Source organism: Pseudomonas sp. MF6767, assembly GCF_016405475.1.
Taxonomy (GTDB): Bacteria; Pseudomonadota; Gammaproteobacteria; order Pseudomonadales; family Pseudomonadaceae; genus Aquipseudomonas; species Aquipseudomonas paracarnis.
Map to the genome: position 1 here is coordinate 101926 of NZ_JAEKCY010000009.1, position 25109 is coordinate 127034.

At 57.9% G+C, this 25109-nt stretch carries 20 protein-coding genes; 4 read left to right on the forward strand and 16 right to left on the reverse strand.

What is annotated here, in order from left to right:
* Nucleotides 1-31: 31 nt before the first annotated feature.
* A complete protein-coding gene (locus tag JFT58_RS16165) occupies nucleotides 32-1054 on the reverse strand; it encodes an amidohydrolase family protein (RefSeq protein ID WP_054899021.1) in 1023 nt (340 codons plus the stop codon).
* 139 nt (nucleotides 1055-1193) lie between these two features.
* Between JFT58_RS16165 and JFT58_RS16170 the strand changes: the two genes are divergently transcribed.
* Nucleotides 1194-1610: an OsmC family protein gene (locus tag JFT58_RS16170; RefSeq protein ID WP_034127200.1), complete on the forward strand. Its 417-nt coding sequence runs from the start codon at nucleotides 1194-1196 to the stop codon at nucleotides 1608-1610.
* Between the two features lie 62 nt (nucleotides 1611-1672).
* Nucleotides 1673-2539 carry a pirin family protein gene (locus JFT58_RS16175; protein ID WP_054899020.1) on the forward strand — a complete coding sequence of 289 codons (867 nt, stop codon included), beginning with the start codon at nucleotides 1673-1675 and terminating at the stop codon, nucleotides 2537-2539.
* A gap of 98 nt (nucleotides 2540-2637) precedes the next feature.
* Here the strand turns inward: JFT58_RS16175 and JFT58_RS16180 are convergent, their stop codons facing one another.
* The 4 genes from JFT58_RS16180 to JFT58_RS16195 all read right to left on the reverse strand — a co-directional run bounded on the left by JFT58_RS16180 (nucleotide 2638) and on the right by JFT58_RS16195 (nucleotide 6486).
* Nucleotides 2638-3366, reverse strand: a complete 729-nt coding sequence (locus tag JFT58_RS16180) for a dienelactone hydrolase family protein (protein WP_054898384.1) — start codon at nucleotides 3364-3366, stop codon at nucleotides 2638-2640.
* Nucleotides 3367-3566: 200 nt separating this feature from the next.
* Nucleotides 3567-5471: a molecular chaperone HtpG gene (htpG, locus tag JFT58_RS16185; RefSeq protein WP_014717738.1), complete on the reverse strand. Its 1905-nt coding sequence runs from the start codon at nucleotides 5469-5471 to the stop codon at nucleotides 3567-3569.
* Between the two features lie 89 nt (nucleotides 5472-5560).
* Nucleotides 5561-6013 (reverse strand): PaaI family thioesterase, encoded by a 453-nt coding sequence (locus JFT58_RS16190; protein ID WP_054898383.1) that lies wholly within the window; start codon nucleotides 6011-6013, stop codon nucleotides 5561-5563.
* The gene (locus tag JFT58_RS16195) at nucleotides 6010-6486 is read right to left on the reverse strand and encodes a PaaI family thioesterase (protein ID WP_014717736.1); all 477 of its coding nucleotides are present in this window, start codon (nucleotides 6484-6486) and stop codon (nucleotides 6010-6012) included. The genes JFT58_RS16190 and JFT58_RS16195 overlap by 4 nt, the downstream gene beginning before the upstream one ends.
* A gap of 157 nt (nucleotides 6487-6643) precedes the next feature.
* Here JFT58_RS16195 and JFT58_RS16200 point away from each other — a divergent pair, with 157 nt between their 5' ends.
* Entirely contained in the window at nucleotides 6644-6901 is a 258-nt protein-coding gene (locus tag JFT58_RS16200) for a hypothetical protein (protein ID WP_034127196.1), read from the forward strand.
* A gap of 84 nt (nucleotides 6902-6985) precedes the next feature.
* Here the strand turns inward: JFT58_RS16200 and JFT58_RS16205 are convergent, their stop codons facing one another.
* Nucleotides 6986-7726 carry a DUF599 domain-containing protein gene (locus JFT58_RS16205; protein ID WP_054898382.1) on the reverse strand — a complete coding sequence of 247 codons (741 nt, stop codon included), beginning with the start codon at nucleotides 7724-7726 and terminating at the stop codon, nucleotides 6986-6988.
* A gap of 216 nt (nucleotides 7727-7942) precedes the next feature.
* Here JFT58_RS16205 and JFT58_RS16210 point away from each other — a divergent pair, with 216 nt between their 5' ends.
* Nucleotides 7943-11704, forward strand: coding sequence for a dermonecrotic toxin domain-containing protein (locus JFT58_RS16210; protein WP_054898381.1), 3762 nt, complete (start codon nucleotides 7943-7945; stop codon nucleotides 11702-11704).
* Between the two features lie 90 nt (nucleotides 11705-11794).
* Here JFT58_RS16210 and brnQ read toward each other — a convergent pair whose 3' ends face one another.
* The 10 genes from brnQ to sdhC all read right to left on the reverse strand — a co-directional run bounded on the left by brnQ (nucleotide 11795) and on the right by sdhC (nucleotide 24915).
* Entirely contained in the window at nucleotides 11795-13108 is a 1314-nt protein-coding gene (gene brnQ / locus JFT58_RS16215; protein ID WP_003190014.1) for a branched-chain amino acid transport system II carrier protein, read from the reverse strand.
* Nucleotides 13109-13536: 428 nt separating this feature from the next.
* Nucleotides 13537-14418, reverse strand: a complete 882-nt coding sequence (gene sucD / locus JFT58_RS16220) for a succinate--CoA ligase subunit alpha (protein ID WP_003190013.1) — start codon at nucleotides 14416-14418, stop codon at nucleotides 13537-13539.
* A complete protein-coding gene (gene sucC / locus JFT58_RS16225) occupies nucleotides 14418-15584 on the reverse strand; it encodes an ADP-forming succinate--CoA ligase subunit beta (protein WP_003190011.1) in 1167 nt (388 codons plus the stop codon). Before sucC ends, sucD begins: the two co-directional genes overlap by 1 nt.
* Before the next feature lie 204 nt (nucleotides 15585-15788).
* Entirely contained in the window at nucleotides 15789-17225 is a 1437-nt protein-coding gene (gene lpdA, locus JFT58_RS16230; RefSeq protein WP_003190010.1) for a dihydrolipoyl dehydrogenase, read from the reverse strand.
* Between the two features lie 99 nt (nucleotides 17226-17324).
* On the reverse strand, nucleotides 17325-18548 hold the full coding sequence (odhB, locus tag JFT58_RS16235; RefSeq protein WP_054898380.1) for a 2-oxoglutarate dehydrogenase complex dihydrolipoyllysine-residue succinyltransferase: 1224 nt from the start codon (nucleotides 18546-18548) through the stop codon (nucleotides 17325-17327).
* Nucleotides 18549-18592: 44 nt separating this feature from the next.
* Nucleotides 18593-21424: a 2-oxoglutarate dehydrogenase E1 component gene (locus JFT58_RS16240; protein WP_034127191.1), complete on the reverse strand. Its 2832-nt coding sequence runs from the start codon at nucleotides 21422-21424 to the stop codon at nucleotides 18593-18595.
* Nucleotides 21425-21686: 262 nt separating this feature from the next.
* Nucleotides 21687-22391 (reverse strand): succinate dehydrogenase iron-sulfur subunit, encoded by a 705-nt coding sequence (locus tag JFT58_RS16245; RefSeq protein WP_003172807.1) that lies wholly within the window; start codon nucleotides 22389-22391, stop codon nucleotides 21687-21689.
* An 11-nt stretch (nucleotides 22392-22402) separates the two neighbouring features.
* A complete protein-coding gene (gene sdhA / locus JFT58_RS16250; protein ID WP_010211741.1) occupies nucleotides 22403-24175 on the reverse strand; it encodes a succinate dehydrogenase flavoprotein subunit in 1773 nt (590 codons plus the stop codon).
* A 3-nt stretch (nucleotides 24176-24178) separates the two neighbouring features.
* Nucleotides 24179-24547, reverse strand: a complete 369-nt coding sequence (gene sdhD, locus JFT58_RS16255) for a succinate dehydrogenase, hydrophobic membrane anchor protein (RefSeq protein ID WP_003172805.1) — start codon at nucleotides 24545-24547, stop codon at nucleotides 24179-24181.
* A complete protein-coding gene (gene sdhC / locus JFT58_RS16260; RefSeq protein ID WP_014717729.1) occupies nucleotides 24541-24915 on the reverse strand; it encodes a succinate dehydrogenase, cytochrome b556 subunit in 375 nt (124 codons plus the stop codon). Before sdhC ends, sdhD begins: the two co-directional genes overlap by 7 nt.
* Nucleotides 24916-25109 lie beyond the last annotated feature (194 nt).

Below are 25109 nucleotides of genomic sequence, written 5' to 3' on the forward strand. Positions count from 1 at the left end.
CAGGTCATTGGCGTAAGATCAAAACGCGATATCAAGGCGCGTCGCCATCGCGATGCGGCTTGGGCAGGATGGCGAGGAAGTTGTCGCGCGCAACCTTGTGGGCAACGTCTTCGGGCAACGCATCGAGGAAAGGATCGAAACGGCGCATCTCTTTGCCCAACTTATTGAAGCGCCCCACAACATCGGAGCCGAGCATGAAGCGATCCGGGAAGCGCTCCACCAGCGCAACCCATTGCGGCCGTGGCTTGCCGGCGTCATCCAGCAGATAGGGCGTGAGCATGCTCCAGGACAGGTCGATATACAGGTTGGGGTACGCCTCAAGCAGGCGCGTCAGGGTAGGCAACAAAAAGTCCATCTGCACCTGATGACGGTGAATTTCCTTGCTGGTACCGGCATGGGCCCAGATAAAACGCGTGTGCGGGTGATTGCGTAACGGCTGCTCGACTTCCGCCAGGTACAGCGGGTTGCGCTCACGTTTGGAGGTGATGTTGGAGTGCAGCATCACCGGCAGGTCGTTTTCGGCCGCCAGGTGATAGATGCGCGTCATGGCTTCGTTATTGGCGCGCGGGGTGTCACCGGAGGTCAGGGCGGTAAGGTCATCGTGCCGGGTGAACACTTCACCGATGCCCTGCCACAGCCCTGGGTTGAGGTCGAGCATACGCTGGATGTGGGCGGCGGAGTTTTTGTCGTTGGGATTGAAACCGGCGAGGAAGGGATGAAAGTGCTGGCGTTGCTCGGGGGAAAGTTTATTGACCGCCGCCGCGACGATCACATCCGTGGCGCTGTACCAATAGGCATCGGCGTCGTCACCGGCGTAGTAGCGCGGGCGCTTGGGCTCGTCTTCGTGCCATTTCTTGGCCACGGGAATCCCGGAAATCATGACGTGCTCAATACGGTTGTCCGCCATGGCCTTGAGCAGCTTGTCCATGCCGGCGGTTTCCTGGAAAAAATCCACGTAGTGCAGGTGCGCGTCGCTGTAGGCATAGTCACGGGCCTGCACGACAAGGCTGCTGGCGGCGAGCAACAAGGCAAGACTCAGGCGGGCTCCAGACACGGTAAAACCTCAATAAGGGTTGATACGGGTAGACCTTGCGCCAGCCTTCAGGGTTCAGCATGGAAAAAACCGGAACACTGGGGTGCCAGCATGCTCTATAACTGCATGACCTTCATCCTGCGCCCTTATGAGGTTTGCCATGCCTGTTACCGTTAATACGCTGAACGCTGAAAACTTCCGTCACAGCGTGAATATCAATAATCACGAGCTGTTTACCGACCTGCCCAAGAGCCTGGGCGGTGACGATTCGGCGCCCTCCCCCCACGATTATTTCGATGCTGCGCTGGCGTCGTGCAAAGCCTTGACCGTAAGGCTCTACGCGCAGAAAAAAGATATCCCGCTGACCGGCGTGACCGTGGAGGTCACTCACGACAGCGACGAAGAGCAAAAGGGTAAATACAAACTCAACGTCAAGCTGACCCTCAAGGGCGTACTCACCGACGCCCAGCGCGATGAACTGCATCGCGTGGCCGATAAGTGCCCGGTACATAAGCTGATGACCACCGCCGAAGTCACTATCGAGACGAAATTGTCGGAAGGCGCCTTCAGCCAATAGCCCCAACTTCCCATCGAGCGGGTTATGCTCAAAGCATCCAACCCGCTCAGACTGGGATGCCCATGACCACCCTCACCGTGATTCGCCCTCGCCCCGAAGATGTAGAAGGCCAGCCTATCCTGCGGCCCCTGCCCTCACGTGAATGCCGCAGCGTCGGTCCCTTTGTATTTTTCGATCATATGCTGCCGACCCGCTACGCACCGGGTAACGGCATGAATATCCGCCAGCATCCCCACATCGGCCTGTCCACCCTCACCTACCTGTTTGAAGGCACCTTGCAGCACAAGGACAGCCTTGGCTCGGACCAGGTGGTGCAAGCCGGCGATGTCAGCTGGATGACCGCCGGCAGCGCGATTGCCCACGTCGAGCGCACACCTGAAGCGGTCAAGGCCAGGGGTTTCAACCTGCATGGCCTGCAGGTGTGGCTGGCCTCGCCCAAGGACCACGAGACCGGGCCCGGACACTACAGCCATCACCCAGCCGCAAGTTTGCCGATAAGCGATAACCTCGGCGTGCAGGTGCGTTTGATCGCCGGTGATGGTTTTTGCCTCAGATCACCGGTGCCGGTGCTGTCGCCGACGCTGTATGCCGAAGTACAGATGCAAACCGCCACCACCCTGTTGATTCCTGATGAACATGAGGAACGCGCGGTGTATGTGCTGGAGGGTGAGGTGCAATTGGACGGTGAAGCCCTGGAGGTCAACAGCTTGGTGGTATTGCCGACTGGGCAGGAGATGACTCTGTATGCCGAGAGTGATTGCCACCTGATGGTATTTGGCGGGGCACCGCTGGATGGGCCACGGCGGATCAACTGGAATTTTGTGGCGAGCGACCCGGCTGTGATCGAGCAGGCGAGACAGCGTTGGGCGGCTGGGGATTGGCCGACTGTGCCGGGGGAGTCAGAAAGAATCGAGTTGCCTGTTAGATAGCATTCGCGAGCAAGCCCGCTCCCACATTTCGATCTGTGAACGCAGTCAAATGTGGGAGCGGGCTTGCTCGCGAAGAGGCCCGAACAAGCGCCGAAGCATCAGCCCTTGAACACTTCATCCAACAAGTTATGCATCGACTGGAAAGCCCGTGCGGCGGTCTTGGCGTCGTACATCATCTTGCCCGGCACATTGGCATGGGGGTCGGTGAAGGAATGCACCGCGCCGCCGTAGCTGAGCAACTGCCAATCCACACCCGCCGCGTTCATTTCATCTTCGAACGCTGGCAGTTGCTCTTTGGGCACCAACGGGTCCGAGGCGCCATGCAGCACCAGCACTGAACCCTTGATGTTCTTCGCGTCTGCGGGGTTCGGTGTATCCAGAGTGCCATGGAACGACACGGCAGCCTTCAGCGGCGCGCCGGTACGGGCCAGTTCCAGGGAGCAGCAACCGCCAAAGCAGAAGCCGAAGGTGGCCAGTTTGGACGTGTCCACCGCGGCTTCAACCTGGCCTTGCAATTGCTCGAAGGCGGCTTGCATGCGCTTGTTCAGCAACGGGCGATCATTCTTCAACGGCATCATCGCCGCGCCCGCTTCATCGCCATTTGAAGGACGTACGTTTTGCCCGTAGAGGTCGGCAATCAGCACCACGTAGCCTTTGCCGGCAACGGCCTTCGCAATCTCTTCGGCCCCCGCACTTACGCCCATCCAGTTCGGCGCCATCAGCAGTCCCGGCAACGGGCCCTTGTGGCTGGCATCGAATGCCAGACGGCTTTCATAAGACTGGCCATCAATCTGATAGACCACGGAACGTACAGTGACTTGGCTCATCATTTTCTCCAATTCAGATGGATTGACGATGCTCCCTGTAGGAGCGAGGGTGAAGCCTAGTTCTTGCTCGCGAAAAACGTGAGATCACCGCGCTCATTCAGCATTTGCGCGTTATCGTTGACGTTCTTCGCGAGCAAGCTCGCTCCTACAGTAGAGCCAGAACGAAAAAACCCGCCGAAGCGGGTTTTTCTACAACGGTGTTAAACCGACAATTCAACCAACAGCTTGTTCAGTCGGCGCACATACGCGGCCGGGTCCTTCAAGCTGTCGCCGGCTGCCAGGGCGGCCTGGTCGAAGAGGATGTGCGACAGGTCACCAAACCGCTCTTCGCTCTGCTCGCCATCGAGTTTCTCGATCAGCGGGTGAGACGGGTTGAATTCGAAGATGGGCTTGGAATCCGGCACTTTCTGGCCGCTGGCTTCCAGGATCTGGCGCATCTGCATGCCCAGGTCCTGCTCGCCGATGGCCAGGATCGCCGGGGAATCGGTCAGGCGGTGGGAAACCCGCACTTCACTCACCGCTTCACCCAGGGAAGCCTTGATGCGCTCAACCAGGCCCTCTTTGGACTTGGCGACTTCTTCGGCTTCTTTCTTCTCTTCTTCGGAGTCCAGGTTACCCAGGTCCAGGTCACCACGGGCCACGTCGACGAAGGTTTTGCCGTCGAACTCGGTGAGGTAGCTCATCAGCCACTCATCGATACGGTCGGTCAGCAGCAGCACTTCGATGCCTTTCTTGCGGAAGACTTCCAGGTGCGGGCTGTTCTTGACCTGGGCGTAGGTTTCGCCGGTCAGGTAGTAGATCTTGTCCTGACCTTCCTTGGCACGTGCCAGGTAGTCAGCCAGGGACACAACCTGCTCGCCGTCTTCGCCTTGAGTCGAGGCAAAACGCAGCAAACCGGCGATTTTTTCCTTGTTGGCAAAATCTTCCGCCGGGCCTTCTTTCATGACCTGGCCGAAGTTTTTCCAGAAGCTCTTGTATTGCTCAGGCTCGTTCTTCGCCAGCTTTTCCAGCATGTCGAGTACGCGCTTGGTGAGCGCCGACTTCATGGAGTCGATGATCGGGTCTTTCTGCAGGATTTCCCGCGACACGTTCAGCGACAGGTCGTTGGAGTCGACCACACCTTTGATAAAGCGCAGGTACAGCGGCAGGAAGGATTCCGCCTGGTCCATTACGAACACGCGCTGCACGTACAGCTTCAGGCCTTTTGGCGCCTCGCGCTGGTACAGGTCGAACGGAGCACGGGCCGGTACGTAGAGCAGCGAGCTGTATTCGAGCTTGCCTTCAACCTTGTTGTGGCTCCAGCTCAGCGGGTTCTCGTAGTCGTGCCCAATGTGCTTGTAGAACTCCTGGTATTCCTCGTCCTTGATCTCGGTACGCGGACGGGTCCACAGGGCGCTGGCGCGGTTGACAGTTTCCCACTCCACCGCAGGGGCTTCTTCGCCTTCGGCAACGGTCTGTTCCTTGGGCAACTCGATCGGCAACGCGATGTGGTCGGAGTACTTCTTGATGATGTTGCGCAGACGCCAGCCATCGGCGAATTCGTCTTCACCGGCTTTCAAGTGCAGCACGATGCGGGTGCCGCGGTCAGCCTTGTCGATAGTGGCGATTTCAAATTCGCCCTCGCCTTTGGAAGCCCAGTGCACGCCTTCGCTGGCGTCAAGGCCGGCGCGGCGGCTGAATACTTCAACCTTGTCGGCGACGATGAAGGCCGAATAGAAGCCCACGCCGAATTGGCCGATCAGGTGAGAGTCTTTTTTCTGGTCGCCCGACAGGTTCTTCATGAAATCTGCGGTGCCGGACTTGGCGATGGTCCCCAGGTGGGTGATCGCATCGTCACGGCTCATGCCGATACCGTTGTCTTCGAGGGTGACGGTCTTGGCGTCTTTGTCGTAGCTCACACGGATCTTGAGTTCCGCGCCGCCTTCCAGCAACTCGGGCTTGGACAGGGCTTCGAAACGTAATTTATCGACAGCGTCAGAGGCGTTCGAGATCAATTCGCGAAGGAAAATTTCCTTGTTGGAATACAGCGAATGGATCATGAGGTGCAGCAGTTGCTTCACCTCGGTCTGGAAGCCCAGGGTTTCCTTTTGAGTTTCCACACTCATGGTCATCAAACTCCAATTGGATGGCAGTGGCCGCGCCCTTGAGGGTTGGCGGCGGGTTGTCATCAAAGTTGGGGACTAAGACCAGGATTTCAAGGGCGGACCAATTCCTCAATTTTGAAATGTGCCCGGGCAGTGGCAATCGGTTCGGCCGGCGTGCTCTGCCAAGCGGTAATCGCCACGTTGGCCACGCGCCGGCCCTGGCGCCATACCTGACACTTGGCATAGGTGTCCCGAAACTGGCCGGCGCGCAGGTAATCCAGGGAGAAGTCGATGATTTTCGGCAGGCCCGGAGCGCCAGTGAACACCAGCAGGTGCATGGCGGCTGCCAGCTCCATGAAGCCGGCGATCACCCCGCCATGCAGCGCTGGCAATATGGGGTTACCAATATTGTCCTTGCTGGCCGGCAGGCGAAACAGCAACTCATCCCCCAGGCGGGTGCATTCGATGCCGATCAGCCTGGCATAGGGCACCAGCTCGAGCAGCGCATCGTAGTTGCCACGGTCGAGGGCTTGCTCCAGGCGCGTCTTGAACCGATGCGTCATGCCTGTTCTCCCTTGATGACAGTGCCCAAGCCTTGAGTCCCTTTGAGGCGCTTGCCCATGCGCATGAACGTGCCTACCACATGGGCGATAGGTTGTTGCGGGTCATCCTGATAGGCAACGCCACGGGTGAAGATCACGTCGGTGGTGACCCGGTAGCATTGCGCGAAGCCATACACCGGCTTATGGGGTTCGGCGGGATGCATGTAGTCGATACGCAGGTCCAGGGTGGGGCACACCTCGAACTCGGGCAATACGCACAGGGTCGCCATGCCGCAAGCGGTGTCCATCAAGGAGGTCAGCGCGCCGCCGTGGATCACCCCGGTCAGGGGATCACCGACAATATGCGGCCCATAAGGCAGTACGAGGGTCATGCCCTCCTCGCTGGCTTCATGCACCGCCACACCCAGCACCTGGCAATGGCGCAGGGCCGAAACGAAGCGCACGGCACGCTCCAACAAAGGGTTTACGGTCATTGTTTTTAGACTCTTATTAGTGTGAATTCGGCGGATTGGAATGACTGGGTAAAGTTCCTGTACGAAACATGCTATATATCTGTGGGACATAAGGAACTAATGCTGGCCCCTTGGGTTCGAAAGGCCAGTAGATATCTTCAATAAGGAGAAACACCCCATGCGTAAGACATTAGCTATTTCCATGATGCTGGCCGCTGCTCTCGGTCTGGCTGCCTGCGACAAGAAATCCGAAGACAAAGCCCAAGACGCTGCTGCACATGCTGAGCAAGCTCAGCAAGATATGGCTAAAGCACAGGATAAAGTGAACGACGCTGCGAAAGAAAACGCCGAAGCTGCCAAAGCTCAGGCCGAATCGAACGAAGCTGCTGCAAAAGAAGCTGCACCTGCCGCACCTGCAGAACCTGCCAAGCAGTAATCGCAGGGTTTGAAGCTGTATTGCAGCAAAAAGAAAGCCCGCTGACTAAGCGGGCTTTTCTTTGTCTGCGATTTACTGCCAGCGCTACGATGCGCCCTCTTTTACAGCGTCGACTACTGGCATATCGGTCGGGGTATACACCATCACCTGCAATACATCGGAATGGAACTCGCGGCGGTACAGCACCAACACCACCCCACTGCTCATCAACATGAACAACCAGGGGCTGACAAACCAGGCCAGCATGGTCATGCCGAAGTAATACGCACGCAGGCCAAAGTTGAACTGGTTGGCCGCCATCGAAATCACCCGCGCCGCCCGCAAGGCAAATGCATTGCGCTCCTGCTCCGACACATGTCGTTCACCAATCATCGGCGCCGAGCCCACCAGCACCGCCGCGAAGTTGTACTGACGCATGCACCAGCTGAAAGTAAAAAACGCATAGACAAATACCAGGGCCAGGCACAGCAACTTGACCTCCGACATGCCCTGGGACGCCTGCTGCACCATTGGAATGTCTGCCAGCAACGACACCGCCCGCTCCGAAGCACCGAGCACGGTCAGGATACCCGCAAGGATGATCAAGGTACTGGAGGCAAAGAACGAGGCATTACGCTCCAGGTTGCCGATCACGCTGGCATCGGCGATGCGGTTATCGCGCAACAGCATGCGGCGCATCCAGTCTTCACGGTAGAGGTGCAACACGCTGGCCAGGCAGGCCGTATCTCGAGCTTTCCAAGTGGCGTAACGGGTATAGCCGCCCCAGCAGAGGATGAACCACAGGGCGGCAAGCAGGTGGACTTGATTGGTTTCGACGAACGACATGCGGGTCCTTCTAAATGTGAGCCCGGTGAGTTGTGCAACAAATATCAAAACCCCGGTCGTACTACCTGTCTTTTATGAGAATTCCTGTTTCCAGATATGCATGAGTTCGGCCTTGGAACCAATAGGACGCCTCCACTCACTTAGTTGGCCCCAAGGCACGAAGCCTCGATCATTTCTCAGGCGGAAGGAACTGCATATCTATCCTTAGGATGTTAAATGCGCTCAACGTCTCTCTCTGTCAGCCAAACACCTGCGCCGCAAGCGATCCAGCTGTCCGTGGGCACAGCCTCTGAATCGACAACGCAACACCCGCCTTTATCGCATCACCCTCAGCCCAAGCCGTTGGGACTAGACCCGGATGATCGGATCAAAATCCAAGTAGCCGGCATAAAGCCAGTCGTTGCCAATGATACAGGGCCGAACGCAGTCGCCGCGCAATCCCAATTGATTGAGCAGCATCAGGCGTACAACCAGAAAATTATTGATTTACTCAGTCACCAGATGACATTCCAACGCTTCACCCAGGCTCAGTTGAAAAAAGCCTTTCCCCAGCTCACATCAATCGACCCGAACATTATCCACGTCAACACCTATCGAAAACAGCCGCCGGCAGAGCCCGTGCTGATTTCTACGCAAACCTTATCGGAGGCATTGCTCGAAAAAGTCGCGCAAGTCCACATAAACGCCGTCACTGGCACGCCCAACACTGAAGAGCACAGTGCCGACATACAAACGGGCTTTTACATTGACGGACCTGCGGGTGCTCCCCAAACCAGGTTGGAGCATCAGGGTTCCCTGCTGACGCTTGCACACGATATCGCAACCCGCTTTTCAGGCGCGCTCAGTAGCTACTGGAAAAGATCACCCGTAGGCTCCCCCAAGCAGCCATCACGTTCAGCCCAACTGCTCGCCCTGCATCGGCAAATGCTTTCCACCGAGGCAGCCCTGCGGGTTGAAGACGGAACCCTCAGCGAGGCTGGCAAAAAGTTGATCGACACCGCCTTTCAGTACCCCACCCTTGAAGCACGCGAGCGCGAACTTCCCGCAGGGGATCGGCCTGGGGTGTATCCGATCCGGATAGATGACAACTCCGCCAGCGGCGCATTTTTAGCCGGTTGTTTTCTTATCACTCGCAGCGACGGCTCGTCGGCCGAGGCACCTTACACCGCAAGTGACACCCGTAATATCGGGCTGGATGACACCACCGGGCCTGTAGTGCTTTACACCCCCGGGGACGGTTTCGAGGAGTTCGCGAGCCCTGGCAAAGCCCGCGAAGCATTGATGCAGAGAATCGATAATGATGACGAGAAGGCCAACCTGCTACTCAAAAGTCTACCGGTGTCGGTAGAGCACAGTCGAAACCCTCCGTGGGGTGATGATTTAATGCTGGGATTCGCCCCCGTCTGCGGCGACGTAGTGGCACAAACCTTTCCCCAGTTGTTGCAGCGACAGGCTGACGAGGTCAATGAAACCATGCAGGCCGGGTTCGCCCAAGCGCAAGCCGAAGCTGGCTCCTCTCGCACACCGTCGTTGCTCTCTGCCCAAACTGTCGAAACCATCAATGATGCAGCGGATCTTTCACTGCATTTCGATGGCAGTAATGCCCTGCTCGCACGCAATGAGCAACTGCACAACAAACTGCAGCCACAATGGCTTAAAGAACTGACTCCCCAACAAGAAACGAGCTATAGGGAGCTGGAGGAAGCACAGGATACAAGCCTTACGCACTTGCAAGCGCTATTGGCAAACATCCCGGCCCCCAACATTTTCGCCAAACAGTTGCTGGCCCAGGCGTTGAAAGCCAAGCTGCCGGACCGCTACCGGCACGAGGAAATAGACCCTGACCACGTGATGGTTCAGATGACCACACAGCAGTCGAGCAATCGCGGCCTTTTAGGTTCCGCAAACGCACCAAAGCCGAAGATCCACACCCGATCGCTTACCGACCTGACGCTCATGAACACAACGCCATGGCATGAACGCTCGCCGACGAGCACCTGGGCCGCTCGCGTCGTAAGTGCCAATGGAAAATACCTGCTGACCCTGGATAAGCCGTTTCTCGAGGACCTGATCAGCCAAACCGATGTGGGCGGCAAATACCTCAAACTACTGGATGACAAACTCAGCCCCACTGCCACCTCCGACGAAGCCAGGGTGCTGCCCGACGCGTGGAAAAACCATCTGAAGGCAAGGATGGCCAAGGACGCGTTCATCACCAGCCTGGATCCCGACGCCTATCTGAACAGGCAAAAAATCGCCGAACAATGGATCGAAGCGACGCTTGAGCATAGCGACTCCACCACCTGGCCAATCGTGAATGGTGCGTCCATCGTCTCGCATAGAGTGGTCCTGAACGGCAAACCCGTCCAGGGCATGATGGTCATCAAACCGACCAACCACCCCTCGCTGGTGCTGTACAGCCCGGATGCTCCCGACGGACGTCCTTTCAGAGAAATTGTGGACGAGGATCAACTTAACACGCTGCTGAACACGTCCGAGTGGATGTCCTACATGGATCAGCGGGTATCACCTGTTGATCGATACAATATTCACGACACCCTGTTTTTGCCTCAGCTCGGCACGTGGCTCAAGAAATTCGCGGCCGACCATGAAGCGGGCATCCGGCTGAAGCCGTTCAAAGGTAGCATCACTGAAAACCTGTACATGCAGGAGGTGGGGTTACTCAGAGGGAGAGCGTCGGTTGGGATGACAACCAGCGCAGAGATATCGGCCCGATCCACAGCCAACAAATTAATGTTCGCCGCAGACATAGCCCAATTCGTTCTAAGCCTCATCCCGGTCAACGCTGGTATGTCAGCCACCAACAGGCTCTCCAAGGCTGCGCTAAGAACGTTGCGTACACCCGGACAAAGCCTGCCCAAGCTCCTCACCCAACCGGGACGCTGGGGGGCGGTGTACAACGACTTCGCCATGGCTGCGTCGGGTATCCCTTTACTCAAAAGGACCCCGTTGCGCCCAGTGTTCAGAAGCCCTGGGCGCACGCTCCAACAGCGACTGACAATCACGGCAGGTACAAACGGTACGCCAAGCGGTCACGTCGTACCGGTTCCGGGTACGTCGATATCGGCCGGCCGCCCCTCAAGCATCCCGACTCAATTGCCGAACCCGGCCCACCCTGTACAGAACCGTGGGGACCTCGCCGCGCACGCACTGGATAATCAGCTACTGGCAGGAAAACCGCTCAGCGCCACCGGGCCACAACAAGTCGGTGAAAAATGGTTGATCCGTTACACCGATAACTCAGACGTGAGCAGGGTCTATCAAATAAGCCCAGCGTTCAAATTCGAATCAGGATTTGTAAACGTTATAAACCCCGAGACAAAGCGTCGGGTGGCTACGCTTTTGAACAAAGGGAACGGCGAATGGGTGCTAACCGGTTTGCCGGGAGGCGCCAAACTACCTCAAACGCTAGCCCCCCTACCGCAGCCTCATTCTGCCTCCTCGGCGGAAAACCTAGTGCCTGCAAGCAGCTCCACCACCTCCGGCAGTTCGCGAATAGAGCCGCCCATTCGAAAACCACTTGCAGTGCTGGTCAATACCAGGGCTCGTGACCTGAACGCCGAGCTGCATCTGGCCGGAGCGGCATTGAACCCCCGAGCGGCCCGAGCGGAACTGGTTCGCATCACAAAGCCGGATGACCTGAAGGTTGTATTGAAACCCGATACAGTCAGCAAGTTCGTCTTCACTCAAGACAACCAACTGATCATCGGTACTATCGACAAAAGTGCACCGCCAAAATGGTTATCACATCCTGCAATCGCGGAAATCGGTGCTGGCAGTGGCCAATCAGAAAAGGTAGTCAGCGCAGGCTATATAAGGAAAGACGCCTTCGGGAAATTCCACCTTTCCGATGTCTCTGGACACTATCTACCCAAAAAAAGCGATTTAAGGCCCGCCCAGGAATATTTGAGGAACATGGGAGTGGATTCGACAAAGAGCAAGTTCCCGATACCCTGAAACAGGCAACCTGGCTTGGCACTGCGTACAAAAAAAGCCCCGGATCATTTGATCCGGGGCTTTTTAATTGCAGCGTATAAGTCAGAGGTTTTAAGCGATCGCTTCGCTGCGCTTGCCCAGCATACGGTCAATCACCACGGCCACGACCAGCGTCATCACCGACGGCACCAGCCACGCCAAGCCTTGTTCGCTCAACGGCAGGTTTACCAGTTGCGTAGGCATCCAACCCGCCAGGCCCGCACCCTTGAGTGCGTCGATGCAGCCAAAGATGAACGACACCAGCATCACCGGGCCGACAATACGGCCCTGTTCCTGCCAGAACCCTTTGCAGAAGCTCAAGGCCACCAACACGATGCACGGCGGGTAGATCGCGGTCAGCACCGGGATCGAGAAGGCAATGAGTTTGGTCAAGCCCAGGTTGGACACAAACAGCGAGAACAGTGCCAGGATCACCACCAGGGTCTTGTAGGACAGCGGCAGGATCTTACTGAAGTACTCGGCGCAGGCACAGGTCAGGCCCACGGCGGTCACCAGGCATGCCAGGGAAATCAGCACGGCGAGGAAACCACTACCCAGGGAGCCGAACGTGTATTGCACATAGGCGTGCAGTACCGCCGCGCCATTGCTGGCACCCGCGGCCACGGCATGGCTGCCCGAACCCAGACGGAACAGGCTGACGTACACCAGTGCCAGGCCCACGCCGGCAATTAGCCCGGCAATGATCGCGTAACGGGTGATCAGCTTGGGCGACTCGACGCCACGGGAGCGGATAGCGTTGACGATCACAATGCCGAACACCAGGGCGCCCAGGGTATCCATGGTCAGGTAACCATTGATAAAGCCTTGGGAGAACGGCGCGGCAACGTATTCCGGCGTGGCAACCCCCACCTCACCGGCGGGCAAGGCAAACGCAGCGATACCGAGGATAGCCAGGGCGATGATCTTCAGCGGCGCCAGGAAACGGCCCACGGTGTCCAGCAGTCGCCCTGGATACAGGGAGACAAAGAACACCACCAGGAAATACACCGAGCTGTAGAGGAACAACGCCAACGGGCTTTCACCGGTCAAGGGCGCCAGGCCCACTTCAAACGATACTGTTGCGGTGCGTGGGGTCGCAAACAGCGGGCCCACTGCCAGGTAGGCCGCTGCCGCCAGCAGGCCACCGGCAATCTTGCCAATTGGGCTGCTCAGCGCGTCCATGCCACCACCGACCTTGGCCAGGGCGATCACGGTGACCACCGGCAAACCGACTGCGGTGATCAGGAAGCCCAGCGCCGCCATCCACACATGCGGCCCGGACTGCAAACCCACGATAGGCGGGAAGATGATGTTGCCGGCGCCCACGAACAGGGCAAAGGTCATAAAGCCCAGCGCCAGGATATCCTGGCTTTTCAACACTTTCATTTGAGGAAATACCACACTACTGAATCGGAATTTAGAGAGGGCTTCCCTATGGATGAGGGAAATGCTGCCGGCCCTTGTGGGGACCGACCGGTCTAGCGCGCAGCTTCCTTTTGGGACGCGGACGCATAAAGAGGCGGCTAGAGTACAGAATCAGGCTGACAAACGCACTGTTGCGGGGCGAACTGTCCGATAAGCGACATTTGAATGTCGCGTTTTCATACTTAATTGGGCAACACAGAACCCTGTGGGAGCTGGCTTGCCTGCGATGGCATCGACTCGGTTTGGCTGATGCACCCAGTTGCCTGTATCGCAGGCAAGCCAGCTCAGACATTGAACCGAGCACATTCGTCAATCTGGCTATATCCAGAATGCACAAAGGCCACCCGAAGGTGGCCTTTGTGTGGTGAAGCGTCAGCTAAGCGCGAGGCTTACTTGACAGCCCAACCGGTCAGCTCGGCCAGGGCCTTGCCGATGTCTGCCAGCGAACGCACGGTTTTAACGCCTGCGTCTTGCAGTGCAGCGAATTTCTCGTCTGCAGTGCCTTTGCCGCCAGAGATGATTGCGCCAGCATGGCCCATGCGCTTGCCCGCAGGGGCAGTCACACCAGCGATGTAGGAAACAACCGGCTTGGTCACGTGTGCCTTGATGTAGGCAGCCGCTTCTTCTTCAGCCGAACCGCCGATCTCACCGATCATCACGATCGCTTCGGTCTTCGGGTCTTCCTGGAACAGCTTCAGGATGTCGATGAAGTTGGAGCCTGGGATCGGGTCACCGCCAATGCCGACGCAAGTCGACTGACCGAAACCGGCGTCAGTGGTCTGCTTTACAGCTTCGTAGGTCAGGGTGCCGGAACGGGAAACGATACCGACTTTACCTGGCAAGTGAATGTGACCTGGCATGATGCCGATCTTGCATTCGCCTGGGGTGATCACGCCTGGGCAGTTAGGGCCGATCAGGACTACACCCAGCTCGTCGCACTTAACTTTAGCGTCCAGCATGTCCAGGGTAGGAATGCCTTCGGTGATGCAGACGATCAGCTTGATGCCGCCGAAGGCCGCTTCCAGGATCGAGTCCTTGCAGAAAGGAGCTGGAACGTAGATCACGCTGGCAGTGGCGCCAGTGGCTTCTACCGCTTCTTTCACGGTGTTGAACACGGGCAGGCCCAGGTGCTCGGTGCCGCCTTTGCCTGGTGTTACGCCGCCAACCATCTGGGTGCCGTATTCGATGGCTTGCTGGGTGTGGAAACTACCTTGCGAACCGGTAATACCCTGGCAGATAACTTTGGTGTCTTTATTGATCAGGACGCTCATTACTTGCCCTCCGCAGCTTTGACAACTTGTTGAGCAGCGTCGGTCAGGCTGGTAGCCGCGATGATGTTCAAACCGCTTTCTGCCAGTACTTTAGCGCCCAGTTCAGCGTTGTTACCTTCAAGGCGAACAACAACCGGGATTTTAACGCCGACTTCTTTCACTGCACCGATGATGCCTTCGGCAATCATGTCGCAACGAACGATGCCGCCGAAGATGTTGACCAGTACTGCGGCGACGTTGGAGTCGGACAGGATGATCTTGAACGCTTCGGTAACGCGTTCCTTGGTAGCGCCACCACCTACGTCGAGGAAGTTGGCTGGCTTGCCGCCATGCAGGTTGACGATGTCCATGGTACCCATGGCCAGGCCGGCACCGTTGACCATGCAGCCGATGTTACCTTCCAGGGCTACGTAGTTCAGTTCGAACTTGGCAGCGTGCGCTTCGCGCGGATCGTCTTGCGACGGATCGTGGAAAGTCTTCAGCTTAGGCTGACGGTACATGGCGTTGGCGTCGATGTTGATCTTGGCATCGAGGCAGTGCAGATCGCCGTCAGCCTTGATCACCAGCGGGTTCACTTCCAGCAGGGCCAGATCGTGATCCTGGAACAGTTTGGCCAGACCTACGAAGATCTTGGCGAACTGGGCAACTTGCTTGCCTTCCAGGCCCAGCTGGAAAGCCAGTTCACGACCCTGGAATGGCTGAGCGCCAACCAGTGGATCGATAGTGGCCTTCAGAATTTTTTCTGGGGTTTCGTGAGCGATTTTCTCGATGTCCACGCCACCTTCGGTGGAAGCCATGAACACGATGCGACGGCTCGAACGGTCAACGACAGCGCCCAGGTACAGCTCTTTAGCGATATCAGTGCACGATTCAACCAGGATCTTGGTGACTGGTTGGCCATTGGCATCAGTCTGGTAAGTCACCAGACGCTTGCCCAGCCACTGCTGTGCGAAGGCCTTGGCGTCTTCTTTGCTGCGAACCAGCTTGACGCCGCCCGCTTTACCGCGACCACCGGCGTGGACCTGGGCTTTGACAACCCACTCGCTGCCGCCGATTTTGTCGCAAGCTTCTGCTGCTGCTTCCGGGGTGTCTACTGCGTAGCCCTTGGAAACTGGCAGGCCGTATTCAGCGAACAGCTGCTTACCCTGATACTCGTGAAGATTCATGCTTTTTACCGTCTTCGTTAGGTACTGCGCATTCGGCGCTGCGCTCATTATGAGTGCCGCGCCACCTGTGACTGCTGCTCGCGCAACTTGCGGGGCTTATGGCCCGTAAAGCTGCGCAAGGCTGCGTCCAGCGGATATTCCGCGGTGAGTCTTGCGCGCAAGGCTCACGACGGGCAACTCCGCCGTGGTTTCTTATTATCTCGCTTAGCGCTTCTTGCGGTTGGCGATGTGGATGGCGCCGCCATTCACTGCCAACGCAGCTTCGTGCAGCGCTTCGGACAGGGTCGGATGGGAGAAGACCATCATGCCCAAGTCCTCGGCACTGGTGCCGAATTCCATGCCGATCGCGCCTTGCTGAACCAGTTCTGCAGCGCTTGGGCCAATCACGTGGACGCCCAATACGCGGTCAGTCTTGGCATCAGCGATGACTTTGACAAAACCACCGGTGTCGTTGGCTGCCATGGCACGGCCAGAAGCGGCAAACGGGAAGGTGCCGACGTTAACTTCAACGCCTTCAGCTTTCAACTGCTGTTCGTTCTTGCCGACCCATGCAATTTCCGGGTGGGTGTAGATAACCGATGGGATCAGGTCGTAGTTCATCTGGGTCTTGTGACCCTTGATGCGCTCGACAACCATGATGCCTTCTTCGGAAGCCTTGTGGGCCAGCATCATGCCACGAACCACGTCACCAATGGCATAGACGCCAGGCACAGTGGTAGCGCAATGATCGTCAACGTGGATGAAACCACGCTCGTCGATGTTCACGCCGCTGTCGGAAGCCAACAGGTCATTGGTCACTGGGCGGCGACCAACGGCAACGATCAGCTTGTCGAAGGTGATGGTCTGCTCGCCGTCTTTATCGGTGTAGGTCACCACGACTTCTTCGCCGTTGACCTTGGAACCGGTAACACGGGCGCCAAGCTTGATGTCCAGACCTTGTTTGGTCAGGGTTTTCAGCGCTTCCTTGGAGACTGCAGTGTCAGCCGCCAGCAGGAACGTGTCCAGGGCTTCCAGCACGGTGACTTCAGCGCCAAGGCGCGACCATACCGAGCCCAGCTCCAGACCGATGACGCCAGCGCCGATCACGCCCAGGCGCTTAGGCACAGCCTGGAATTCCAGGGCGCCGGTCGAATCAACGATCACGTTGTTATCAACAGGAGCAGGCGGAATGTCGATTGGACGCGAACCTGGCGCCAGGATCACGTTTTCGGCTTCGATGACTTCAACCGAACCGTCTGGCTTGGTGACTTCAACTTTCTTGCCGGCCAGCAGCTTGCCGTGGCCTTGAATCGAAGTAACGCCGTTGGCCTTGAACAAGGTCGCAACGCCGGAAGTCAGGCCTTTGACGATGTTGGCTTTACGGCCGACCATTGCTGGTACGTCCATGGTCACGCCAGCATGGTTGATGCCGTGGATCGCGAAGCCGTCTTGGGCTTCGTGGAATTTCCAGGAGCTGTCCAGCAGCGCCTTGGACGGAATGCAACCCACGTTCAGGCAGGTACCGCCCAGCGCCAGTTTGCCCTCCTTGTCGGTGTATTTTTCGATGCAAGCAGTGGAGAGGCCCAGTTGCGCAGCCTTGATGGCGGCAACATAGCCGCCAGGGCCTGCACCAATCACTACAACGTCAAATTTCTGTGTCATGAAAATAGATCCTCTATTTGCGACAAGCTTCTAGCCACACGTTGCAAGCCAAGCTGCTTTTTCCTACAGCTTGTAGCTCGCAACGTGCAACTGCTTCTATCAGATGTCCAGGAGCAGGCGAGCCGGATCTTCCAGCAGGTTCTTGATGGTCACCAGGAACGTCACGGCTTCTTTACCGTCGATCAGGCGGTGATCGTAAGACAGTGCCAGGTACATCATTGGGCGGATCACGACCTGGCCGTTGATGGCCATCGGACGCTGGATGATGTTGTGCATGCCCAGGATCGCGGCTTGCGGTGGGTTGACGATCGGCGTCGACATCATCGAACCGAAGGTACCACCGTTGGTGATGGTGAAGGTACCGCCGGTCATCTCGTCGATGGTCAGCTTGCCGTCACGGGCTTTCTTGCCGAAGCCAGCGATGCCGCCTTCGATTTCGGCCAGGCTCATCAGCTCGGCGTTACGCAGGACTGGAACCACCAGGCCGCGGTCGCTGGAGACGGCAACGCCGATATCTGCGTAGCCGTGGTAAACGATGTCGCCGCCGTCGATCGAAGCGTTGACTGCCGGGAAGCGCTTCAGCGCTTCGGTGGCCGCTTTCACGAAGAACGACATGAAGCCCAGGCGCACGCCGTTGTGGGACTTCTCGAACAGGTCCTTGTACTTCGAACGCAGGGCCATGACTTCGGTCATGTCGACTTCGTTGAAGGTGGTCAGCATCGCCATGTTCGACTGAGCTTCAACCAGGCGCTTGGCCACGGTGGCACGTACACGAGTCATCGGTACGCGCTTCTCGGTGCGGTCGCCAGCGGCAAACACAGGCGCAGCGGCAGCAGGCGCTGCAGCCTTGGCAGGTGCGGCAGCCGGAGCGTTCTTCTTGGCTTCAACTGCGGCAACCACGTCTTCCTTGGTCACACGGCCATCTTTGCCGGTGCCCTTAATGGAAGCCAGGTTGATGCCGTTTTCCTCAGCCAGTTGACGCGCAGCCGGTGCAGCGATTGGATCTTCGCCACCCGCAGCCGGTGCGGCAGGCGCAGAAGCAGCCAGTGCAGCAGCGGCAGGAGCAGGAGCAGCGGCAGCAGCGCTGCCCTCTTCGATCGAGCCCAGTACCTGATTCGACAGAACGGTAGCGCCCTCTTCAGCAACGATTGCGCCCAGCACGCCGTCAGCTTCGGCCAATACTTCCAGAACGACTTTGTCGGTCTCGATGTCGACGATCAGGTCGTCACGCTTGACGGCCTCGCCTGGTTTCTTGTGCCAAGTGGCAACGGTGCCATCGGCAACCGATTCCGGGAATGACGGGGCTTTGATTTCGATAGCCATTATCTGTAGGTCCTTAAAATTCGGTTTCAGTCAGCGCGAAGGCGTTAAACAGTGAAAGCATCTTGCAGCAGTTTTTCCTGCTGCTCGGCGTGCATCGACGCATAACCACAGGCAGGTGCAGCAGAAGCATCACGACCGGCGTACTCAAGGACCAAGGCCTTGTTGTGGTTGCCGATGCTGCGACGCAGATGATGCTGGCTGCTGTACCAGGCGCCCTGGTTCATCGGTTCTTCCTGACACCACACTACGTTCGTGAGGTTGGTGTAAGGCGCGATGATCTCCATGAGGTCATCTTCCGGGAACGGATAAAGCTGCTCGATACGCACGATGGCGATGTCTTCGCGGCCTTCGGCACGGCGTTTTTCCAGCAGATCGTAGTAGACCTTGCCGCTGCACAGGATCAGGCGAGTGACCTTGGCGGCGTCCAGCGTATCGATCTCTGGAATCACGGTCTGGAACGAACCTTGGGCCAGATCTTCCAGGGTCGAAACGGCCAGTTTGTGACGCAACAGCGACTTCGGCGTCAGCACCACCAGCGGCTTGCGCAGCGGACGGATCACCTGGCGGCGCAGCAAGTGGTAGATCTGCGCCGGGGTCGTCGGCACGCACACCTGAATGTTGTGCTCTGCGCACAGTTGCAGGTAACGCTCCAGACGGGCCGAGGAGTGCTCCGGGCCCTGACCTTCATAACCGTGTGGCAGCAGCATGGTCAGACCGCACAGACGGCCCCACTTGTGCTCGCCGCTGGTGATGAACTGGTCGATAACCACCTGGGCACCGTTGGCGAAGTCGCCGAACTGGGCTTCCCAGATCACCAGCGCGTTCGGCGTGGTGGTCGAGTAACCGTATTCGAACGCCAGTACGGCTTCTTCGGACAGGAACGAATCGTACAGGTCGAAACGTGGCTGGCCTTCGTAAAGGTTCTGCAACGGGATGTAGGTGCCCGCGTCTTTCTGGTTGTGCAATACAGCATGACGGTGCGAGAACGTACCGCGGCCGATGTCCTGGCCGGTCATGCGGATCGGGTGACCTTCGAACGCCAGGGTCGCGTACGCCATGGTTTCGGCGTAACCCCAGTTGATCGGCAGGCCACCAGCTTGCATCTTCTGACGGTCTTCGTAGATCTTCGCAACCTGGCGCTGTACGACGAAGCCTTCGGGAATTTCCAGCAGCTTGGCGGACAGTTCCTGCAACGTCTTCAAATCGAACGAGGTATCGTGACGGGCAGTCCAGGTGTGACCCAGGTACGGGCGCCAGTCGACGAACAGCTCTTTGTTCGGCTCCTTGACCAGGCTTTTCACTACATGCAGGCCGTTGTCCAGCGCGTTGCGGTATTCGTCGACTTTCGCCTGAACACGCGCATCGTCAACCACGCCGGCCTTGGTCAGGCTTTCGGCGTACAGCTCACGGGTGGTGCGCTGCTTGGTGATCTGCTGGTACATCAACGGCTGGGTGCCGCTTGGCTCGTCCGCTTCGTTGTGACCGCGACGGCGGTAGCAAACCAGGTCGATGACCACGTCACGCTTGAACTGCATGCGGTAGTCGACAGCCAGTTGGGTCACGAACAGCACGGCTTCCGGATCATCGCCATTCACATGGAGGATCGGCGCCTGGATCATCTTGGCAACGTCGGTGGCGTACTCGGTGGAGCGCGCATCCAACGGGTTGCTGATGGTGAAGCCCACCTGGTTGTTGATGACGATGTGAACGGTACCGCCGGTCTTGAAGCCGCGAGTCTGCGACATCTGGAACGTTTCCAGGACCACGCCTTGACCGGCAAATGCCGCGTCACCGTGGATGGAAATCGGCAGCACTTTCTCACCGGTGGCGTCGTTACGACGATCCTGGCGAGCACGCACCGAACCCTCGACCACTGGCGAAACGATTTCCAGGTGGGAGGGGTTGAATGCCATGGCCAGGTGAACTTCACCGCCGGTGGTCATCACGTTGGACGAGAAGCCCTGGTGGTATTTAACGTCACCGGAACCCAACTCGACCTTCTTCTTGCCTTCGAACTCGTCGAACAGCTCACGCGGGTTCTTGCCGAAGGTGTTGACCAACACGTTCAGGCGACCACGGTGAGCCATGCCGATCACGATTTCCTTGGTGCCATAGGAACCGGAACGCTGGATCAGCTCGTCGAGCATCGGAATCAGGCTTTCGCCGCCTTCCAGGCCGAAACGCTTGGTGCCTGGGTATTTGGTGCCCAGGTATTTTTCGAGGCCTTCGGCCGCGGTCACACGCTCCAGCAGGTGGCCGCGCACATCGGCGGACAATACCGGACGGCCACGCACGCCTTCCAGGCGGTGCTGGAACCACTGGCGCTGCTCGGAATCAGTGATGTGCGTGAATTCAGCGCCGATGGTGCGGCAATATGTCTGCTGCAACGCTTCGTGAATTTCGCGTAGGCTCGCTTCCTCTTTGCCGATGAACAGGTCGCCGGCACGGAAGGTCGTATCAAGATCGGCATTGGTCAAGCCGTAATGATTGATCGACAGGTCTGCAGGTGCAGGACGCTGCCACAGCCCCAGCGGGTCAAGCTGGGCTGCCTGGTGGCCACGCATACGGTAGGCCTGGATCAGTCGCAGTACTTCAACTTGCTTCTTCTCGTGCTCACTGCTCACGCTGCCGGCGGAAACCGGTTGGGCGCGGCGCTGGTTCTTTGCCAGCAGCACGAACTGATCGCGAATTGTTGCGTGCGATACATCGGTGGCAGCGTTGCCGTCTGAAGACAACGTCTGAAATTTGGTGCGCCATTCTTCTGGCACAGCGTTAGGGTCGTGCAGGTAGAGCTCATAAAGCTCTTCCACATAGGCAGCGTTACCACCTGAAAGATAGCCGCTGTTCCACATGCGCTGCATCACGCTTTCTTGCATGCTTGGTCACCCTCGATTTGGGGACACCACCGGCGAAAACACCGAGTCTGCTTGCAAAAGGCCAAGTGCAGCGACCAAAACAAGCCACTTAGGATCACGCTGATAGTTCGGGTACCAACCCGAATGCCCCTGCTTGTCTCATTTCTTCAAAATAAGAGCCGCGGCTTTGTAAGTCGCTGCTCAAGTTAAAACTACGGCGCCGGTTGAAGCCTGCGCCGTAGCATTTACGGGCACAACGGTCCTGCTTTTACTACAACGTCAGTTACACGCCGCTCTGCAGCAGCATGTTACGGATGTGACCAATGGCCTTAGTCGGGTTCAGGCCTTTAGGACATACGTTGACGCAGTTCATGATCCCGCGGCAGCGGAATACGCTGAACGGGTCATCCAGCGAAGCCAGACGCTCGGACGTCTTGGTGTCGCGGCTGTCTGCCAGGAAGCGGTAGGCTTGCAGCAGCGCAGCTGGACCCAGGAACTTGTCCGGGTTCCACCAGAAGGACGGGCAGGATGTCGAGCAGCAAGCGCACAGGATGCACTCGTACAGGCCATCGAGCTTTTCACGTTCTTCCGGGGACTGCAGACGCTCGATGGCCGGAGCCGGCGTGTCGTTCTGCAGGAACGGCTTAACTTTCTCGTATTGCTTGTAGAAGATGCTCATATCGACGACCAGGTCACGGATAACCGGCAAACCTGGCAGCGGACGAACGATCAGCTTGTTGCCTTTGACCACGGCGGACAGCGGCGTGATGCACGCCAGGCCGTTTTTGCCGTTGATGTTCATGCCGTCGGAACCGCACACACCTTCACGGCAAGAGCGACGATAGGAGAAACCCTCGTCCTGCTCTTTGATCAGTGCCAGTACATCCAGCACCATCAGGTCTTTACCACCGGTATCGACCTGGAATTCCTGCATGAACGGCGCAGCGTCCTGATCAGGGTTGTAGCGATAAACACTGACTTTCAACATGGCAGCCACCCTTAGTAAGTCCGAATCTTCGGTTCAAACGTCGGTACCGTCTTCGGCGAGAAGTTCACGGCACGCTTGGTTACGCGCTTGTCACCCGGGAAGTACAGGGTGTGGCACAACCAGTTTTCGTCGTCGCGATCTTCGAAGTCTTCACGAGCGTGAGCACCACGGGATTCTTTACGAACCTCGGCGGCGATCGCCGTCGCTTCAGCCACTTCCAGCAAGTTTTGCAGCTCAAGGGCTTCGATACGAGCAGTGTTGAACGCCTGGCTCTTATCGTTGATCTTGACGTTGGCGATGCGCTTGCGCAGGTCAGCCAGCTGGGCGATGCCCTTCTGCATGTATTCGCCGGTACGGAACACACCGAAGTAGTTCTGCATGCAGCTTTGCAGCTCGCGACGCAGGGTTGCCACGTCTTCGCCATCCGTGCGCTCGTTCAGAGCGTTCAGACGCGCCAGGGCCGCTTCGATGTTGGCGTCGGTGGCGTCATCGTATTCGATGCCGTCAGTCAGCGCCTTCTCAAGGTGCAGGCCGGCCGCACGGCCGAATACCACCAGGTCGAGCAGCGAGTTGCCGCCCAGGCGGTTGGCACCGTGAACCGATACGCAAGCCACTTCACCTACTGCGAACAGACCATGGATGATCTCGTCCTCGCCTTCGGCGTTCTGGGTGATTGCCTGGCCGTGAATGTTGGTCGGCACGCCGCCCATCATATAGTGGCAAGTTGGAACCACCGGAACCGGAGCAACTACCGGGTCAACGTGGGCAAAGGTCTTGGACAGCTCGCAGATACCAGGCAGGCGGCTGTGCAGCACTTCTTCGCCCAGGTGATCGAGCTTGAGCAGTACGTGGTCGCCATTCGGGCCACAGCCGTTACCGGCGATGATCTCTTTAACCATCGAACGAGCCACAACGTCACGACCCGCCAAGTCTTTGGCGTTCGGAGCATAACGCTCCATGAAACGCTCGCCGTGCTTGTTGATCAGGTAACCACCTTCACCACGGCAACCTTCGGTCACCAGTACACCGGCGCCGGCGATGCCGGTCGGGTGGAACTGCCACATTTCGATGTCTTGTACCGGTACGCCAGCACGCAGAGCCATGCCGACGCCGTCACCGGTGTTGATCAGGGCATTGGTGGTCGACGCGTAGATACGACCTGCACCACCGGTCGCCAGCACAGTAGCCTTGGCGCGGATGTAGGTGGTTTCACCGGTTTCGATGCAGATGGCGATCACACCGACGAACTCGCCTTGTGCGTTCTTGACCAGGTCTACCGCGTAGTACTCGTTCAGGAACGTGGTACCGGCTTTCAGGTTGCCCTGATAAAGGGTGTGCAGCAGCGCGTGACCGGTACGGTCGGACGCAGCGCAGGTACGGGCAGCCTGCCCGCCTTTACCGTAGTCCTTCGACTGGCCGCCGAATGGACGCTGGTAGATACGGCCTTGCTCGGTACGGGAGAACGGCAGACCCATGTGGTCCAGCTCGAACACCGCGGCCGGGCCTTCCTGACACATGTATTCGATAGCGTCCTGGTCACCGATGTAGTCGGAACCCTTGACGGTATCGTACATGTGCCAGCGCCAGTCATCGTTCGGGTCGGCGGAGGCGATGGCGCATGTGATGCCACCCTGGGCCGATACGGTGTGCGAGCGCGTCGGGAACACCTTGGTGATCACGGCAGTCTTGTGACCGCCCTGAGCCAGCTGCAGCGCAGCGCGCATGCCCGCACCGCCGCCACCAATAATGATGGCGTCGAATGAAATAGTTGGAATGTTAGCCATGAATCAGATACCCCAAAGAATCTGCACACCCCAGACGAAGTAAGCGAACATCGCAACGCCGCATACTGCCTGGAAGAGGAAACGTACTGCAGTCGCGGACTTGCCCAGCGCCATCGGCGTCAGGTAGTCAGTCGCGATGGTCCACATGCCAACCCAGGCGTGAGCGCCCAGGGCTACAAGGGCCAGCAGACTGAAGATTCGCATCGCATTGTGGGAAAACAGGCCGTGCCATTGCTCATAGCCGATGCCCGGGTTTGCGACGAGGTATCCGATCAGGAAAATGAAATAAGCCGCGAGAACGACCGCAGACACACGCTGTGCCATCCAGTCATAGAGGCCCGAACGCGACAGATTCGTTACGCTGGTTACCATATCCAAACTCCTGCCAGAACGATCAGCACCACGGAAATGGCGACGATGATTTTCGAGCCCAGGCGGCCGCCTTCCAGCGTCTCACCGATGCCCATGTCCATGATCAAGTGGCGCACACCGGCTACCAGGTGATACAGAAGAGAGGACAGGAGGCCCCATGCTACGAACTTGGCCAGCGGGCTGGTCAAGCATGCCTTCACCTCGGCGTATCCTTCCTCGGAACCCAGGGATTTGCTCAATGCATAAAGCATGATGCCCAAGCCCAGGAACAGGATGATGCCGGAAACACGGTGCAGGAACGACGTAACGCCGGTGATGGGGAGTTTGATGGTCCTTAGGTCTAGGTTTACAGGTCGTTGGCTATTCACGGCTTTTTTTCACACTGAAGAGCCCCTAACAATCAGGGCAAAGTTGTTGGGGAGTGCGACTGGTCAGGTAAGCACCACCCAGGGAGTGCGACCCCCAATGAAAGCAAGCCCAAAAGCCCTTGGCGGTCGGTGGCCGAGTATAGACAGTTAGGTTACTAATGACAACGCGCACACCTCACCCTAATAGCTGATTG

Excerpts from the sequence above, each read along its gene's own strand:
- JFT58_RS16170 (WP_034127200.1), top strand. The coding sequence starts at position 1,194 with ATGCCTGTTACCGTTAATACGCTGAACGCTGAAAACTTCCGTCACAGC.
- JFT58_RS16175 (WP_054899020.1), top strand. The coding sequence starts at position 1,673 with ATGACCACCCTCACCGTGATTCGCCCTCGCCCCGAAGATGTAGAAGGC.
- JFT58_RS16180 (WP_054898384.1), bottom strand. The coding sequence starts at position 3,366 with ATGAGCCAAGTCACTGTACGTTCCGTGGTCTATCAGATTGATGGCCAG.
- htpG (WP_014717738.1), bottom strand. The coding sequence starts at position 5,471 with ATGAGTGTGGAAACTCAAAAGGAAACCCTGGGCTTCCAGACCGAGGTG.
- JFT58_RS16190 (WP_054898383.1), bottom strand. The coding sequence starts at position 6,013 with ATGACGCATCGGTTCAAGACGCGCCTGGAGCAAGCCCTCGACCGTGGC.
- JFT58_RS16195 (WP_014717736.1), bottom strand. The coding sequence starts at position 6,486 with ATGACCGTAAACCCTTTGTTGGAGCGTGCCGTGCGCTTCGTTTCGGCC.
- JFT58_RS16200 (WP_034127196.1), top strand. The coding sequence starts at position 6,644 with ATGCGTAAGACATTAGCTATTTCCATGATGCTGGCCGCTGCTCTCGGT.
- JFT58_RS16205 (WP_054898382.1), bottom strand. The coding sequence starts at position 7,726 with ATGTCGTTCGTCGAAACCAATCAAGTCCACCTGCTTGCCGCCCTGTGG.
- JFT58_RS16210 (WP_054898381.1), top strand. The coding sequence starts at position 7,943 with ATGCGCTCAACGTCTCTCTCTGTCAGCCAAACACCTGCGCCGCAAGCG.
- brnQ (WP_003190014.1), bottom strand. The coding sequence starts at position 13,108 with ATGAAAGTGTTGAAAAGCCAGGATATCCTGGCGCTGGGCTTTATGACC.
- sucD (WP_003190013.1), bottom strand. The coding sequence starts at position 14,418 with ATGAGCGTCCTGATCAATAAAGACACCAAAGTTATCTGCCAGGGTATT.
- sucC (WP_003190011.1), bottom strand. The coding sequence starts at position 15,584 with ATGAATCTTCACGAGTATCAGGGTAAGCAGCTGTTCGCTGAATACGGC.
- lpdA (WP_003190010.1), bottom strand. The coding sequence starts at position 17,225 with ATGACACAGAAATTTGACGTTGTAGTGATTGGTGCAGGCCCTGGCGGC.
- odhB (WP_054898380.1), bottom strand. The coding sequence starts at position 18,548 with ATGGCTATCGAAATCAAAGCCCCGTCATTCCCGGAATCGGTTGCCGAT.
- JFT58_RS16240 (WP_034127191.1), bottom strand. The coding sequence starts at position 21,424 with ATGCAAGAAAGCGTGATGCAGCGCATGTGGAACAGCGGCTATCTTTCA.
- JFT58_RS16245 (WP_003172807.1), bottom strand. The coding sequence starts at position 22,391 with ATGTTGAAAGTCAGTGTTTATCGCTACAACCCTGATCAGGACGCTGCG.
- sdhA (WP_010211741.1), bottom strand. The coding sequence starts at position 24,175 with ATGGCTAACATTCCAACTATTTCATTCGACGCCATCATTATTGGTGGC.
- sdhD (WP_003172805.1), bottom strand. The coding sequence starts at position 24,547 with ATGGTAACCAGCGTAACGAATCTGTCGCGTTCGGGCCTCTATGACTGG.